The following is a 16,718-nucleotide window of genomic DNA, read 5'->3' on the forward strand; positions in this document are numbered from 1 at the left end:
TTAACTTATTTTTTATCGAAAATTATTGATTGGTTTTTTATAGAAGGTAGTCACGCTTTTGGGGCTGAGACATTCTCCTCCCCTGTCATCCCCCCTTCCTACTCCTATCAAAATTAACATTTTGAGTGTGTGTCACTCCTCTCACTATGCGTCCGTTTTATTAGTTAATTTGTGAACCAAATCCACTGTGTAAGAAAATTTTCATTTGTAAAAAACTAAACAGTCCGTTCTCACATTTTGCTGATGAGTCAGTGTATTAGCATTTCTTTGAACATTTCCTTTCGGCATTTGCACCAGATAGGACGTATGGTTCTTCCGTTCTTTGAGCCGAAGACCTGACGCGTTCTTTATATCAATTCAATAAAAATGGATTTGTAAACGTGGACAAAAAAACATTTAAATTATCAATAATTGCCAAAACCGTACTGCCTTTGATCTCCGTCGCGGTGATCAGCGGTTGTGGTAGTGACAGCACCGACGACAATACCACCAGCCCGAGTGCAGGACTGTACCCTGCGGGAGAGAATGAAGTTGTTGTTTACTATAAACGTGATGTTGCCTCAGCATCTTCAGCAAGCGGCTACGAGGGCTGGGGTCTGCACCTATGGAACGGCGAAGGCTGTACCAGTACTGATTTAGATGCCATGGGCATTACAAGCGGTGGTACTGATTGGGCATCGCCTCGCGAATATGACGGTATCAGCGAAACCTACGGTGCGTACTACGTACTTAAAGTCGATCCTGACGCCGCTGACCCATACGAATGTATGAACTTCATCTTACACAATGGTGATGACAAAGCCTTCGGCAGTGCAAACTCGAAAGTCGAGCTGACGAAGATAGGCGAATCTAAAGGGGTATTTGGCTTCCACGGCAGTAGCGAACTGTTCTACGAACCAATCGAAGAGCGACCAGTCGACGTTGATGGCCAGAAAGCACATTGGTTAGATGCAAACACTATTGCTTGGGAAGCGGCAGCAAACGCTGACTCAATGAAGCTTTACTACAGCCTGACTAACGACATCCAAATGGATGAAGACAAACAGATTACCGGTGGCACGGCGGTAGAGCTAAGCAAAGCAGGTGATTTGTCTGATGATCTGAAATCTCGCTTCCGTCACTTATCTAGCCTGCAAGCTGCTGGCATTGATGTGGATGACGCTACACTGCGTACGATTCTAAAATCACAAATCGTAATGGTAGCTTACAACGCTGATGGTGATATCATTTCTGCAACTGAAGTGCAAAAACCAGGCGTACTGGATGCGGTATTCGCTGATGCCGATGCGGGTAACGCGATCGGTCAGGAACTGGGCGCGATTGTTGAAGGCGGCGCTGCAACCTTCAAGTTATGGGCTCCAACGGCTCAAGACGTTTCTCTGATTATCTACGATGAGAATCTGCAAGAAGAATCAACCGTTACAATGACGGAAGACAGCGTAACGGGTATTTGGGTTTCCGAGCCACAAAGTAACGTAGTAAACAAGTTCTACCGCTATCAGGTGAAGGTTTACCATCCAACCACAGGTGTTGTGGAAACGCGTATGGTCACTGACCCATACTCATTAAGCTTGTCTCTAAACTCTCTTTACTCACAAGTTGTCGACCTGAACGACGCTAGCTTAATGCCACAAGACTGGAACAATTACGACCGTCCAACCGTTGAAAAAGACGAAGATCACGTATTGTACGAATCACATTTGCGTGATTTCAGTTTCAATGACAGCCAAGGCACACCAGCATATAACGGCAAATACTTAGCGCTAACAGAGCCTGAACGTGAGTCTGTTTCTCACCTACAAGCTCTGAAAGATGCAGGTTTAACAACGCTACACATTCTACCTGCATTTGATATCGCTACCGTCGATGAGAACGTAGACAACCGCGTCGACATCAACGATACCGTTGGCAAACTATGTGGCATTAAACCTGACGCTTCTGTCTGTGAATCAGAAGATGATGCGAAAATCATTGAAGATGTTCTGAACGGTTACGATCCTGCATCTGGGTCTGCACAGAAACTGATGAACGATCTGCGTATGCTAGACAGCTTCAACTGGGGTTACGACCCATTCCATTACACTGTACCAGAAGGCAGCTACGCAACGAACCCGAATGGCACACAGCGTATTCTGGAATTCCGTGAGATGGTTCAGGCAACGCATAAGATGGAACTTAAGTTGGTGATGGACGTGGTTTACAACCATACCAACGCATCTGGCATCAATGACAAATCTGTTCTGGATAAGATCGTTCCGGGATACTACCACCGTCTAAACGTGAATACTGGTGGTGTAGAAAACTCTACCTGTTGTGACAACACCGCAACTGAAAACCTGATGATGGGTAAACTGATGGTTGACTCACTGAAGGTTTGGGCGAAAGACTACAAAGTTGACGGCTTCCGTTTTGACTTGATGGGTCACCAGCCAAAAGATGTCATGGTTTACGCTTTAGAGCAAATCCGTGAGATTGACCCGAACACACTATTCTACGGCGAAGGTTGGGACTTTGGTGAGGTGGCTAACGACGCACGCTTCGATCAAGCGACTCAGCTAAACATGGCTGGTACAGAGATCGGTACCTTCTCAGATCGCCTACGTGATGCTGTTCGTGGTGGTGGTCCATTCGATGGTGGTGTCGATTCAGATGGTAAACACTCACTTCGTTACAATCAGGGTTTTGGTAACGCGGCATACGCAAATGAAGAAACCAAAACAGATACTGACGCAGTAAATGGTCGTCTGCACAACCAAGATATCGTTCGTCTGGGTATGGCAGGTAACTTGGCAGATTACATCCTTGTCGATTACACCGGCGAAACCAAGCTTGGTAAGAATGTAGACTACAACGGTGCTCCTGCTGGCTATACTAAGATGCCTTCAGAGAACATCTCTTACGTTTCTAAGCACGATAACCAAACGCTTTGGGATAACAACGCGTACAAGATTGCGACAGGCATCAGCTCGGCTGATCGTGCTCGTATGCAAAGCGTATCACTTTCAACCGTGATGCTGGGACAAGGTATTCCGTTCATTCACATGGGCTCTGAACTCCTTCGTTCAAAATCAATGCAGCGCGACTCTTACGATTCTGGCGACTGGTTCAACCGTGTATTCTTTGACGGTAGCGACAACAACTGGAACGTCGGTCTGCCTCGTGAAGACAAAGATGGCGATAACTGGGATCTTATCAAAACGATCATCAGTGACAGCACAGCGAAACCTGATACAACTGACATTGAGCTAACCAAGCAGCAATTCCTCGAGCTACTAAAAATCCGTAGTTCAAGTGAACTGTTCCGTCTGGATACCGCTCAAGAAGTGATGAATCGTGTCGACTTCCGCAACGTTGGTCAAGATCAAGTTGCTGGTCTGATTGTTATGTCTATTGATGACGGTGTCTCTGCAGGTCAGGATCTGGATCCAAACAACGACGCGATTGTCGCAGTAGTTAACTCATCATCTGAGGCACAATCGTTTACCATAGCTGGCGCGAGCGGTTTCGAACTTCATACCGTGCAGCAAAACTCTGCGGATACTGTTGTTCAAGGAGCAAGCTTCTCTGGAGAAACCTTCACTGTACCAGCGCTGACGACGGCAGTATTTGTACAGCCTCAAGCTGGCGCGCAAGGTGCGGGTTTGCCTGTGAATACGTCAAATAAAGATGTATCAAGCATCCCTCCTTACGGTGAAACGGTTGTTTACGTGAAAGGAACAATGAACGGTTGGGCAGATAGCTCAGACTGGGCAATGACCTTCATTGGTAACGGTATGTACTCTGTAACAGGTGTATTGGAAGCTGGTGACCATGAGTTCAAATTTGCAGACACTGGTTGGTCGAACCCAAATATTGGTTGTAGCGCAGCGGATCAGGCAAGTGATTCCCTTGACTTGGGAACAGGTGACAACTGTGCACTGACTGTGACTGAAACTGGGAAATACACCTTCATCCTTAATGCACTTAACGTTCAAGATGACAGCGTAGAAAAACCAGTTGTTTCGGTAACAAAATCAGCAGACGCACCAACGTTTGGCGAAACTGCACTTTACCTACGCGGTGATGTGACAGACGCTAACTGGGCAGCGATTGAAAGCGCGAAGTTCAGCTATGTCGCAAACGATGTTTACTCATTAGACATCAACCTGACTGCGGGCTCGTTTGAAATGAAGATTGCCAGCTCAGATTGGGCTGACGCCACTAACTTTGGTGGTCAGGGCGCAATTGAATTCGGTACACCATTAACGATGGAGTCTGGTGGCGGTAACATCAGTATCACGGTACCAGCCGACGGAAGCTATAACTTCCACTTCAATGCCGCTGATACAACAGCACCAATTGTGACAGTGACGCAAAACTAAGTCATTTACGATACAAAAAGGGGAAGCCATGCTTCCCCTTTTTTTGTGTTTTTATAAGCCCATATAACCCATTGTTTATTTGGCTGGGATTCCCACTTGAGCAGTCAATTAAAAAGCCAAGGGTGCCTTTTCAGATAGGCAATCGCACTTGGCTTCAGAGAAAAGCGTCCAGAAATTTTATTCAGAGACGGTAAAGAATCGAGCTTGTAACGGCGACATCGGGATTAGATACTGGCCATTGCTTGACGTAATGGTCTCGTTGGTTAACAGATCCACCAGAGCACTATTACTCCCTACCGATTCCTCACTTAGTATTACGTTTTTTGCACTTTCTAGCGTGTTCAACGCAAACAATACCTGATCGGTACCAGCTGTCTTTAAGTCGACATAGCTGCCGTTACTCGACAACAGGTTAGCGCGTGAACCTTCATATAACGCAGGGTGCGCAGCACGAATTGTCATCAGAGATTGAACATAACTTTTAAGATCAGCCTGATTAGCATCTAAAGTTGCGGTAATACCTTCAATTTTCGCGCTGCTTCTGGCAACGTGGTCATCACATAATCCCGCCAAAGCACAAGTATTGATGTCTTCTTTTGCAGCAAAACCATCGACTTGGTCGCCAATTTCGTCTCCGTAATATAAAGTGATCGGTCCCGAGTAAGCTGCCTGGAAAGCAAATGCCGCTTTATGGCGTAACCAATATTCTGCATCGTTCACATCTGCAATCCCACCCCGTTGCAATAGATCACCAAAACGCACTAAATCATGGTTGCCTATCATTAAGTTAGGTTGTGCATGACTTGGGTATTGTTGATGAGTAAGGTAACCATTATCCAGCCAGTCTGCCCCTCTGCCGCCTACACCACTTTCGTTTACGGCTAACGTTTCGACAATGCGGTAACGCATTGGAAAATCAAAAGCAGAACACAAGGCAGGATCACTTTCTGTGCCATAGGCTTCATCTGCTATATCTGATTCCCCTTTCCAGATTTCCGCCACCATGTAGCCAAGAGGGTTCACCTGCTCACCGTCACTGTTGGTGTATGTCACGTTTTGCGAGGCTTGATTCACCGCTTTACGCAGTTGTGTCCAGGCGTCGGTCGGGACCTGATACGCCTGATCTAAACGCCATCCGTCTATCTTGAGCTCGTTGATCCAATAAGTCGCCACTTCTTTATAAAATTCGAGGCTCTGTGGATAATCAACAGGGTTATTTGATCCAGATGGTAGCAAGCCGGATGGAGAAGGTTTAATTAACCCCGCTTTATGGTGACCAAACACACCATCAAAAAAGACATACAAGCCTCGTCTGTGTGCTTCTTCCACCAGCGTTCTTGCGGTTTCTAAATCACCAAAGTGTGGATCTATCGTAAAGTAATCCGTCGCATAGTACCCCGTGGCATCCAGACGATCAGCCCAGTCATCTTGCCCATCAATGGCTTCAGACTCAAAAATCGGCGTTAGCCAAATTGCATTCATCCCCAAGCTTTGGATGTAGTCCAGTGAATCAATAATACCTTGCAGATCACCATTGTGATGACTGGTGCCATATCCCGTGGAATAACCAATACTCGTATCGCCATCGACAAAGCTTTCAACCATGATCTGATAAGTCCGAAGCTGATTACTTTGCTCGAATACATTTGTCTGGCAAGCATAGTTACTGACTTCGGGTAAAGTTGCTCCGTTATCACCATCAGATGAATTGCAGCCCGATAGAACGCCTGTTACGGCTAAGGCCAGTAAAGACCGATATAGTCGTTTATTCACGTATAATCTCCCAAAAAATTAGCCCCAGCATTTTTCACATGCAGGGGCTAATCAAATAAAAATCAAAATTAAACTAACTTAATAGAATATTACTGGCACTTATTTACCATGACATGAAGAGGTTTACCTTCCCCTTCAAACTGAAGGCTCCAGACATATTTCCCGTCTTCTTTAATATCAACTGAAGTATCTGTACCGTAACCACCAAATGTTAATGGCGTTAATTCGCCAACATTCATTCGATTGCCTTTAGCCGTAAACTGAGGGAACCATAACTCTGTTGCATACTGCATTTTAAATGAGCCTGATTTTTCTTGAGTCACAGCTTGGTAGATATTATTTCCTTTGTAATTATATTGGCGCTGAGGCACATGTTTCCAGTCAGAATCTGCAAATGTACCAACGACAAATAACGGTTTCTTAATTGGTCCTTTGTCTGCACTATCTGGGTTATCACAAGCCTGCATGAATGCAATCGCTTCCGCATCAGACATATTCATAACAGGCTGCGCAGCCGTTTCAGACTCAGAGGTAGATTGACAACCAACTAAAGCAACAAGTAAGGCAGCAGCAAGAGAAGTCTTCATCATCTTCATATTCACGTAATTCCTTTTTAATTAGTAAAGCTCGTTAGAACAGAGAGAGTTTAATATTGAGATTCCCTCATGCATGAGGAAATAAACTTTATCCTGCTGAGCTTATTTACTTGGATAGGTATATTCCCCTGAGCATAAAGTCAGGTTAGGAATATTGTTTAATTATTACTCTAATTAGTATTAAAAACAAAAGGATAAAAATAAATATGTGAATGAGGTAACTGTATGTAGGGGTAAATATTTAAACGTTAATTTATTATTTAAAAGGCCAGCCTTGCACTGGCCTTTTTTATTCGATTATTTGCTATTTACCGCTTTAACAAATACATCTTGCGCGCCTTCTATACCTAACTCTTTCGCTTCATCGAGTAAGGTTAAGGCTTTAGGAATATTGTCTTCGGCTACTGCTCTTTCAATTGCACGGTGGTAGTAACCGGTTAATTCCGCACCTTCTGGAATATTATCGTTTTTCGCGACAATCTTAGTCGTAACGATATCATTTGCAGTTACCGATAGACGGAACTGACCAAGAGGGCTGTGCTTTGCAAATGGATCAGCAATATCTGGCGGCTGAGTATGACGCGCTTTAGCATAGGCTTTCGCCGGATGCAGAATCTGAGTACTTCCTTTCAAATCTTCGGAAGTGGTGTAAATCAACACATGAAGGTCATTACCACTCATGTCAGGAATAACATTGAGATCGAGTACGAATTTGTCGTTATCCAACATTTTTGCAGGTACGTACTCAAACTTTGAAAAATCTGCTGAATAAACGGTTTTTCCGTCCGCATTAACCACGATTACATTTGGAGCGTAAAATTGAAGATCAGTGCTAACGAATGTCTCTAGTTGTAAATCGAGACTGCCACGGTTTCCCGGAAGTGCAAATGCGGCGATAGCACCTGCACTGTTACCATCCAGTAGCATTTGGCTTTTATCAGTCAAAGCAAAATCAGTAACCACAGGTACATCAAGCGGTACCCATTGAATATCACCAGACTGGGTGATCACCTGTTGCTGGTCATTAGAAGTCATCTCTACTTGTTCTACAGACGCACAGCCAGACGCCAACATGCCCAGCAGTACGGGAGCAAGCCATTTTCTCATTACTGTCTACCTCGACTTTTTTATTGTTTTTGAAATAAATACAGCCAGATAGGTTCTGGCTGTATCATTCTAGGACAATTTAGGACTTAGTGGCTAGATGATTACCACCAAGCTTCAGCTTGTACACCAAATTGGAATGTATCGTCTGAACGACCGCCGTCAAATTTTTGCGTATCGTTGTCGTCGTCAGCTGTTAGGTAAGTCGCGTATAGACGGATTTCTGGACGTGCCCAGAAGCTAGAGCCAGCAGACCAAGCTTGAGCAACAGTCATCTTACCGTAAGTGCTTTCGAAACCATCGTTATCGTCGATTGCGTAACCCGCTTCGAAGATAGTCTTGTTGTTTTCATCCCATTTGAACATTGGGCGAGCAACTACAGAGAATGTTTCCCACTTGTCTTGACCATCCCACATGTCGTTACCAACACCGTACACTAACTGGTGACCAAGTTCCCAGTTGTCGCCTAGGCCAATTACACCCCAGTTGATGATACGGTAGCCGTCTGCACCGTCGTTAGCTTCTGCACCGTACCAGCTACCATCGCCGTAGAATGCGAATGCTTTAGAGTAACCTTCAGTACCGTATTGGAATACTGTTTTGTTAAAGCCAGAGTCTAGACCTTGAGTCAACTCAGCAGTAACCATAACGCCGTTTTTCGCATCTTTAGTGCTGTTAGACGCATCTTCAGTTTCGTTTACGATTGCGTAATCCAGACCCATTTCTAGAGACGCATTTGACCATAGAGAAAGGCCTGCGTAGCGAAGGTCTAGCGTGTTAACGTTTGCTGCATCGCCGTCGTTACCTTCATCAGTGATGTCTGAACGGTCGTTACGAACCCATGCGAAAGATAGTTTACCAGGGCCAGCTTCGATACCTTCGATACCCGCGCCAGCACCAGAGATGTTCCAGTAGTAGAAGTCAGAGATATGAACGTCGTGACGTTGGTAGAAACGCTTACCTGCCCAAAGTGTTGCTTCAGGAGCGAAGTTTAGCAGGCCTTTTGCTTGAACGTTGAACTGACGTAGAGCGAACTGTGCATCATCAACACACTCAACTGCGTCGCCAGCGTCGTTTAAACCACAGTTAGTAGAAGTACTTTCCCAGTCATTAGAGCCGTTAGAAGTCATTGCAACCATAGAGTCTACGTAGAACGTTTTACCGTTGTTGTTGTAAACTTCTTGGCCTAGTTGTACTTCACCGTAGATATCGCCTTCGTTACCAAGACGACCAATTTTGTTCTTTTCAAATGTTACTTGTTGGCCACCGTCACCACTCACGCCAACACCAGCACGCATGTAACCATGAAAATCCACTGCGAATGCAGAGCCAGCAGCTAAAGAAGCAGCCACTGCTGCAGCAATTACACTTACTTTTTTCATTCTTAACTCCATTAAGGGTATTTATAATTCTGTCTTCCCTGCTCGCTCTAAAGATGAATAAAAGGCAGTTTAACTTCACCTAGAGAAAGAGAGGTAAGATGGGAACAAGTCCCCGTTTGTTTCAACAGAATCGAGATTACCCGAGGCGTACAAGGATGACTTCCTCCGCCCTAAACTAAATTAAGGGGGATGAGAAAGGCGTAGAAAATATACCGTATGGCGTTTCATCTAGCTATATCACGGATATAGGGCGTAGTCCGTAAGTATTTTTATTTATGGACTCGTACAAAATGATAGGAGGATCAAATTTTAAACACAAAAGTGAATATTTAAAGTAATTAAATTACATGAATATTTTATCTTGTTTTGTAATTAAGGCTGTTGACCTTAGTAAGACAAAGTTTTTAACTTATAGTTTCCTATAGGTAGCAATAATTATTAAATAAAGAATCTCAGATGACGCAATTTCGATCTCGCCCATACCCCTTGGGTGCAACATTGAATAAAGAAGGCTGTAACTTCTCTATTCACTCGCCCGAGAATAAAGACATAAAACTGGCGTTGTTTTCCGACGACGACAAGTACACGCTGCACGACCTACCAGGCGAATACGCCGGTATACGGCACACCTTTATTCCAAAAGTTAAGGCTGGTCAGAAGTACGGCTACATCGTCTCCCATAATGATGAACCGCTGCTCATCTCGGACCCTTACGCGAAGTCAATCGATAAGGCGCTCCATTACCAACCTCCTTACTCTGCAAAGAAAAGCTTTGATATGCCAAAGTGTGTGGTTATCAAAGATGATTTTGACTGGCAGAAAACGGAACACCCGCGAATCCCAAGAGAAGAAATGGTGCTATTCGAGACCCACGTAAAAGGTCTCACTCAACTTCACCCCAAAGTTGATGCCGCCAAGAAAGGACATTATCTCGGTTTGTCTACCCCAGAGATGTTGGCTTTCTATAAGCAGCAGAACATTAACACGTTGCAGTTGCTACCTGTCGCCGCGTGTATGCACGAGCCCCATTTACTCGAAATGAAGAAAGCGAACTACTGGGGCTATAATCCCTACCTGTTCATGACCCCCGATCCCCGCTATGCGAAAAAGGACGCGGTGACAGAGCTAAAAACAACCATTCGTGAGCTTCATAAAAACGGGATCGAAGTCATTCTTGATGTGGTCTATAACCACACCGCTGAGGGCGGCGAAGGCCCAACAATTTTCAACCTCAAAGCCCTAGATTCACGTTTTTACATTAAGCATGGCACCCACTTTGCTAACTATACCGGGTGTGGCAATACCGTCGATCTCACTTATCAACCGGCTCTAAACTTAGTGATGGATACGCTTCGTTACTGGGTTAGTGAGTTCAAAGTGGATGGTTTCCGCTTCGATTTGGCCGCCACACTTGGCCGTCAGGGAGACAATTACAACCCTGAAGCGGCATTTTTCAAAGCGGTGGCACAGGATCCTATTCTTCGTGAAACCAAGTTAATCGCAGAGCCTTGGGATATCGGCCCTAACGGCTACCAAGTGGGTAACTTTCCCTTTGGCTGGAATGAATGTAACGATAAGCTGCGTGACATCTCTCGTAGCTTCTGGCGCGGCGATCAAGGCTACTTAAAAGAGTTTGCGACTCGCCTGATGGGTTCGCGAGATATCTATAGCGCTGCAAACTGGCCTTACAAGCTGACCGTCAACTACATCACTTATCATGACGGCTTCACTCTGCAAGACCTGGTGTCCTACAAACACAAGCACAATGAAGCCAATGGCGAAGAGAACCGCGATGGACACGGTGATAACCGCTCAGAAAACTACGGTGTAGAAGGTGAGACGGAAAACTTGATGATCATTGCGACTCGCGAAAAGCAGAAACGTAATCTGATCGCGAGCTTGTTGTTTTCATTCGGCATTCCTCACATCCTAACCGCTGATGTGCTGTCTCATACACAGGGAGGTAATAACAATGCCTACTGTCAGGACAACGAAACCAGTTGGTTAAACTGGAGCCAAACAGAGCGTAAGCAACATTTCAAAGTCTGGATGTCGCAAATGGTTGCCAATCGTAAGAAATATATGGTGCCATTTATTCGTTCGTTCAGTGGTGACAGCCGCAATAACAATCGCATCTTCTGGCGAAGAACTGATGGCCACTTAATGGAGCATGATGACTGGAACCGCCTTAGCTCTGTGGCACTTCACCTTGGGATCGGCAAAGACGGACAAGAGTTGGTGTACTTAATCAACCAAACCAATGCGACTGCGCGCTTTAAGTTGCCAAATGATCGCAAGCAAAATTGGATAACGATTTGTGATACCAATGTACGCAACTTAAATCCAGGCCACGCTGAAGGCGAAGTACTGCTTTCACCGACGTCAATGGTGATATTACATTACCAGCCGAACTCGAAAGCTAAACCTTCAGCAGAATAAGCGTTTCTTCAGGATAGATATAGCATTAAAAAAACCGATGCATTGAATGGCATCGGTTTTTTATTTTCAGCTTAGGGGAACGTTCCCTAAAAGGATGTTTCCATCTAGCACGTTTCACGTTCGATGTTTTGGAACGTCAGCACCACTTTGCTCATCTCTTCACCACGGCCTTCAATACGTTCAAGCAACATTTTCGCGGCATTTTCCCCTGCTTTATCAAAGGCATAGTTGAAAGTAGATAAGCTCGGAATACTGATGCTCGAAAGTTCATCATTACCAACACCCAGTACACGTACTTGTTCACCGACCTTTATACCCATTTCACGCAGTGCCTTAACAGCGCCAACGGCGATACGGTCAGTCGCACAAAACAGTCCATCAACTTCTGGATAGTTTTTTATCAACTCTTGCGCTTGCTGATAGCCTGACTCTATGGTGAAGTCGCCTCTGGCATGGACGAGCAATGATTGTTGATGAAAGGCTAAAGCCTGCTCAAGTCCCTGCGAACGCTGTGCATCAACCGCGATGTCATCGCCCTGAACACCAATGAAAGCGACATGCTGACAACCTGCTGCAATCAAGCGGTTACCCGCTTCAAAACCAACACGTACATCGTCATGGACAACACTTGGTACATTATGCAGAGAGCCATCTTGCCCCACCAGAACAACAGGTACATTAGACTGTTGAATTGCTTTCACTAGTTTCGCATCTAGGTGCGTTGCATAGAGTATGATTCCTTCGACCCTTTTTTGATTAAAGATCTGAATATACTCAACTTCTTTTTCATAAATCTGATGTGTATTGGCTAACAAGACGTGTTTTCCGGACCGTTCAATAACAGCGGTTAACCCATCAACGCCCTGAGAAATAGCATGAGAAGACACGCGCGGTACGATCACGCCAATAAGGTTTGTCTTCTGCGATTTGAGATCCTTAGCAACCTGATTCACTACGTAACCACAATCTTCCACCGCTTTACGTACTTTCACTTTGGTGGCTTCTTTTACCCCATACTCGTTGTTTATCACGCGAGATACGGTGGATTTCGACACACCAGCCAAACGCGCAACGTCGTGCAAACTTGCCATATTGCCCCTATTCCACTTATTTATTGGGATTGTTTGCAGAAAGCGCTCTGTATCCCTAGTCAATTAACGTGATTTTACCCTCGTTAAGCGGAATTTTGTTGACGAATATGGGGATCACACTCACACATTTCAGTCTTTTGTTTTGACCGCTTGTGAATAATCATCAAAAATCCATTTTGCAAACGTTCCCAAAAATACAAAAACGATAAAGCAGGTGCAGATAGGTACTCAGACCACAAACTTAAGCGGGCTTGAGTATTATAAAGTCAAACATCCCCTCGATAACGAGTGGTAAAACAGGTGATTCGGTAACAATGATCAATCTGTAATATTGGCGATAGCACTTGGATACATTTTAAATTTCAGTAATACCAATCGGGGTGTGCAATGAACTATCCAGTCATAGCAAAACAATTACTAGAGCACTTAGGCGGTAAAGATAACCTACAAGCCCTTGCTCACTGCGCTACGCGTCTACGCTTAGCGCTAAAAGACGAAGAAAAAGTCAATGAAGAAGCCATAGGCGAATTAGACGGGGTTAAAGGTCAGTTCAAAGTTGCTGGTCAGTATCAAATTATTTTCGGCTCTGGCATTGTAAATCAGGTATACGCCGAGATGGCGAAACAGACTGGCCTGGCCGAAATGTCTACCAACGACGTCGCGTCAGCAGGTGCTCAGAAACAAAATATCGTTCAACGTGCCGTGAAAGGACTGTCGGATATTTTTGTTCCAATCATCCCCGCGATCGTTGCCGGCGGTCTGCTTATGGGTCTTTTCAATCTGCTTACCGCACAAGGCTTGTTTATTGAAGGTCAGTCGATCATCGAAGCGTACCCAGGCCTGGCAGACCTAGCGAGCATGATCAACACATTCGCCAACGCGCCTTTTGTTTATTTACCTGTTTTATTGGCGTTTTCTGCTTCGAAGAAATTTGGTGGTAACCCATTCTTGGGTGCTGCACTAGGCATGCTGATGGTTCACCCAGACTTACTGAATGGTTGGGGCTTCGGCAGTGCATCGGTTTCGGGCACGGTCCCAACTTGGAACATTCTGGGCTTGGAGATCCAAAAAGTCGGCTACCAAGGCTCAGTACTCCCTGTTTTGGTGTCTGCGTTTATTCTGGCAAAAGTCGAACTTGGCCTGCGTAAAATTATCCCGTCCGTATTGGATAACTTGCTAACCCCAATGCTGGCCATCTTTATTACTGGCTTTGTGACGTTCACTTTGGTAGGTCCGTTTACTCGTGACCTTGGCTTTATGCTGGGTGATGGTCTGAACTGGCTATACGATTCGGCTGGTTTTGTTGGTGGCGCTCTCTTTGGCTTTATCTACGCACCGTTTGTAATTACCGGTATGCACCACAGCTTCATCGCAATTGAAACTCAGCTATTGGCAGACATCGCAACCACCGGCGGTACATTTATTTTCCCTATTGCTGCCATGTCGAATGTCGCTCAAGGCGCAGCTGCATTAGCGGTAGGTTTCACAACGCGCGATACGAAAATGAAAGGCATCGCTGTCCCATCTGGTATCACTGGGTTATTGGGTATTACCGAGCCAGCAATGTTCGGTGTGAACCTGAAGCTTCGCTACCCGTTCTTAGCAGCAATCGTAGGCTCAGCCGTTGCGAGTGCGTTTATCACCCTATTTAACGTGAAAGCGCAAGCACTTGGTGCAGCTGGCTTACCTGGCATTATTTCTATCTCGCCAGACAAAATAAGCTACTACATCATTGGCATGATTATCTCTTTCATCACCGCATTTGCCCTGACCGTCGTATTGGGCATGCGTGAAAAGGCAAAACAGAATAAGCAAGCAACCGCTTAAACGTTTCGTCTCTTAGTTAACCACTGCCCTATCTCATTTCTCGCCCCAGAGAAATGAGGAGATAGATAAGATGAAATACGGCCCCCCTGCCATTAGGTTTTAATACCAAGCCAGTCAAAAGTTTTTTGACTGGCTTTTTTTATTTCTGCTGGTTTCCTTATCTTTGGTTCATTTGGTGTTGTAAGTATTAATGAACCAGCGTATATTTATGAACCATTACATTATATGAACCAATTTATTTACGAGGCAAACCATCATGACAACCTACCTCTATTCTCGCTATTCGCCTCGAAATCGTGCTTACAGCGAGAACCTATCAATTTTGAAAGCGGCGGCTCCTGACGCGCAACATTTTGAAGACAAAGCGCGTGGCTGCATACCACCGACCGAGCGTGAGTCATTCCAACAATTACTCGAAATCATCAAACCTGGCGATACCATCATCATTTGGTGGCTAACGACTTTTGGACGTGATTTCAGTCAGTCACTCAATACCATCGAGCTATTACTAAATAAAAACGTGACACTGAAAACGGTGTGCGAGCCACTTTGTTTCGAGCCAGGATCGGTTGAAACCAAGACCTTGACCACCTTGCTGTCTGGTTACGGAAAAGTACAAACCCAGCATCGCTTGTTTGCCGCAGAGCAAGGTCGACGTGCGATTAAAGGTGAGCCCGATAGATGGAAACAAAAATTTCGCGGTCGCCCTGCAGACAAAGCCAAGCATCAACAAATCGCAACACTACTGCTTGAAGGTAACACGCTACACAGTGTTGCTCAGCAGTGTGATGTCAGCTTATCGACAGTAAAACGCGTCAAAGCCAAACTGAATGAGTTTGACGATGAGGGCGGAATGAGAACACGTGGAAGATCTGGTCTTTCAAATGGTGAATCATCATGAAGAATGCCATTAACTTTCGTTCCATTTTACTCGCCTGCCTGATTATCAGTGTCGGTCAGCTGAGTATGGGATTGGTGATGCCATCTTTGCCATGGATAGCAAAGGACTTCTCGATTTCACTCGACCAAGCTCAGCTATTAGTAAGTATTTACTTACTTGGTTTTGGCCCGTCCCAGTTTATCTATGGCCCCATATCCGATGCTTTAGGCAGAAAAAAAGTCTTGTTAACCGGACTGCTGATTGCCATGTCAGGGCTACTGATGATCATATTTATGAGCCAGACTTTTACTGGCATGGTCATGGGGCGTTTTCTGCAAGGATTAGGTACTGGCTGCTGCGCTGTATTAGCCCGAGCTTCTACCCGTGATCGCTTTAGCGGTAGCGAACTTCCGGTCGCGATGTCTTACATTGCGATGGCAGCTTCTATCACACCTCTGATGGCACCCGTTATTGGTGGTTTTATCAACTTCCATTTCGGCTGGAGTATGGTGTTTATTTCGTTGTTAGGTTATGTGTCGATCGCCTGGGTAATCATTGCATTTCGCTTCACCGAGACAATTTCAAAGCGTTCTTCCATTCCGTCACCTAAGACGATGTTACGCCAGTACCGAAATCTACTCACCTCACGTTACTTCATGAGCTTTGCTAGCATAAGTTGGCTTAACTTCAGTTTGATGATCACAACCGTGTCTGTCATGCCGTTTATTATGCAGGATCAAATCGGTATGACTTCCGATGAATACGCGATGTGGGCACTTATTCCCGCTCTGGGTATGCTGGGCGGAACAACCATTTGTAACCGCGCCCGCCCGGTCATTGGCAACAAAAAGATGCTGCTATGTACGCCGGTGTTGCATATAAGTGCGGCGATATGGTTGTTCTTCTGTCCGGTAGAGCCGTTGTATTTGATGCTGGGGCAACTACTGATGATATTGGGTAACGGTATTGCTTTGCCGTGTGCTCAGGCTTTGGTCATGCAACCTTATAAGGAACAAGCAGGAACGGCCGCAGCAATGTCCGGTGGTGGCCAAATGATCGCTTCTTCTCTGGTGAGTTTGACGTTAGTCCAGTTCGGTTTGAGTGAGGCGTGGCACCTGTCACTGGTCATCGCACTGTTTACTGCAATTACATTGATGAATATCCTGCGAGGATTCAGTTCATCCCTACCTACAGAGCACATAGCCGATGAAGTAACTCAGGCTAGTTAATATCTGAATAGGAAAAGAAAAGGGGCGTCACAGTGC

General features: G+C 45.3%; 10 protein-coding genes. 5 read left to right on the forward strand and 5 right to left on the reverse strand.

Features of this window, described 5'->3' with window-relative positions; all coding sequences use genetic code 11:
• The first annotated feature begins 380 nt into the window (after positions 1-380).
• The gene (pulA, locus tag VEJY3_RS23835; protein WP_014234997.1) at positions 381-4,361 is read left to right on the forward strand and encodes a pullulanase-type alpha-1,6-glucosidase; all 3,981 of its coding nucleotides are present in this window, start codon (positions 381-383) and stop codon (positions 4,359-4,361) included.
• 177 nt (positions 4,362-4,538) lie between these two features.
• Here pulA and VEJY3_RS23840 read toward each other — a convergent pair whose 3' ends face one another.
• The 4 genes from VEJY3_RS23840 to VEJY3_RS23855 form a co-directional block, all read right to left on the reverse strand.
• Positions 4,539-6,134, reverse strand: a complete 1,596-nt coding sequence (locus VEJY3_RS23840) for an alpha-amylase family glycosyl hydrolase (RefSeq protein ID WP_014234998.1) — start codon at positions 6,132-6,134, stop codon at positions 4,539-4,541.
• Positions 6,135-6,223: 89 nt separating this feature from the next.
• Entirely contained in the window at positions 6,224-6,730 is a 507-nt protein-coding gene (locus tag VEJY3_RS23845) for a hypothetical protein (protein ID WP_014234999.1), read from the reverse strand.
• A 297-nt stretch (positions 6,731-7,027) separates the two neighbouring features.
• The gene (locus tag VEJY3_RS23850) at positions 7,028-7,837 is read right to left on the reverse strand and encodes a MalM family protein (protein WP_014235000.1); all 810 of its coding nucleotides are present in this window, start codon (positions 7,835-7,837) and stop codon (positions 7,028-7,030) included.
• A gap of 101 nt (positions 7,838-7,938) precedes the next feature.
• The gene (locus tag VEJY3_RS23855) at positions 7,939-9,216 is read right to left on the reverse strand and encodes a maltoporin (protein WP_014235001.1); all 1,278 of its coding nucleotides are present in this window, start codon (positions 9,214-9,216) and stop codon (positions 7,939-7,941) included.
• 456 nt (positions 9,217-9,672) lie between these two features.
• Here VEJY3_RS23855 and glgX point away from each other — a divergent pair, with 456 nt between their 5' ends.
• Positions 9,673-11,655 carry a glycogen debranching protein GlgX gene (gene glgX, locus VEJY3_RS23860; protein WP_014235002.1) on the forward strand — a complete coding sequence of 661 codons (1,983 nt, stop codon included), beginning with the start codon at positions 9,673-9,675 and terminating at the stop codon, positions 11,653-11,655.
• Positions 11,656-11,759: 104 nt separating this feature from the next.
• On the opposite strand, the gene VEJY3_RS23865 is transcribed toward glgX, so the two are convergent.
• Positions 11,760-12,746 carry a LacI family DNA-binding transcriptional regulator gene (locus VEJY3_RS23865; protein WP_014235003.1) on the reverse strand — a complete coding sequence of 329 codons (987 nt, stop codon included), beginning with the start codon at positions 12,744-12,746 and terminating at the stop codon, positions 11,760-11,762.
• 387 nt (positions 12,747-13,133) lie between these two features.
• Between VEJY3_RS23865 and VEJY3_RS23870 the strand changes: the two genes are divergently transcribed.
• The 3 genes from VEJY3_RS23870 (at position 13,134) to VEJY3_RS23880 (ending at position 16,682) form a co-directional block, all read left to right on the forward strand.
• The gene (locus VEJY3_RS23870; protein ID WP_014235004.1) at positions 13,134-14,573 is read left to right on the forward strand and encodes a sucrose-specific PTS transporter subunit IIBC; all 1,440 of its coding nucleotides are present in this window, start codon (positions 13,134-13,136) and stop codon (positions 14,571-14,573) included.
• 256 nt (positions 14,574-14,829) lie between these two features.
• Entirely contained in the window at positions 14,830-15,474 is a 645-nt protein-coding gene (locus VEJY3_RS23875) for a recombinase family protein (RefSeq protein ID WP_014235005.1), read from the forward strand.
• On the forward strand, positions 15,471-16,682 hold the full coding sequence (locus VEJY3_RS23880; protein WP_014235006.1) for a multidrug effflux MFS transporter: 1,212 nt from the start codon (positions 15,471-15,473) through the stop codon (positions 16,680-16,682). Before VEJY3_RS23875 ends, VEJY3_RS23880 begins: the two co-directional genes overlap by 4 nt.
• Positions 16,683-16,718: the final 36 nt, after the last annotated feature.

Source organism: Vibrio sp. EJY3 (assembly GCF_000241385.1).
Lineage (GTDB): Bacteria > Pseudomonadota > Gammaproteobacteria > Enterobacterales > Vibrionaceae > Vibrio > Vibrio natriegens.

What these genes read in the sequence shown, in the direction of transcription:
- VEJY3_RS23845 (WP_014234999.1), bottom strand. Translation starts at nt 6,730, where the DNA reads ATGAAGATGATGAAGACTTCTCTTGCTGCTGCCTTACTTGTTGCTTTA.
- VEJY3_RS23850 (WP_014235000.1), bottom strand. Translation starts at nt 7,837, where the DNA reads ATGAGAAAATGGCTTGCTCCCGTACTGCTGGGCATGTTGGCGTCTGGC.
- VEJY3_RS23855 (WP_014235001.1), bottom strand. Translation starts at nt 9,216, where the DNA reads ATGAAAAAAGTAAGTGTAATTGCTGCAGCAGTGGCTGCTTCTTTAGCT.
- glgX (WP_014235002.1), top strand. Translation starts at nt 9,673, where the DNA reads ATGACGCAATTTCGATCTCGCCCATACCCCTTGGGTGCAACATTGAAT.
- VEJY3_RS23865 (WP_014235003.1), bottom strand. Translation starts at nt 12,746, where the DNA reads ATGGCAAGTTTGCACGACGTTGCGCGTTTGGCTGGTGTGTCGAAATCC.
- VEJY3_RS23870 (WP_014235004.1), top strand. Translation starts at nt 13,134, where the DNA reads ATGAACTATCCAGTCATAGCAAAACAATTACTAGAGCACTTAGGCGGT.
- VEJY3_RS23875 (WP_014235005.1), top strand. Translation starts at nt 14,830, where the DNA reads ATGACAACCTACCTCTATTCTCGCTATTCGCCTCGAAATCGTGCTTAC.
- VEJY3_RS23880 (WP_014235006.1), top strand. Translation starts at nt 15,471, where the DNA reads ATGAAGAATGCCATTAACTTTCGTTCCATTTTACTCGCCTGCCTGATT.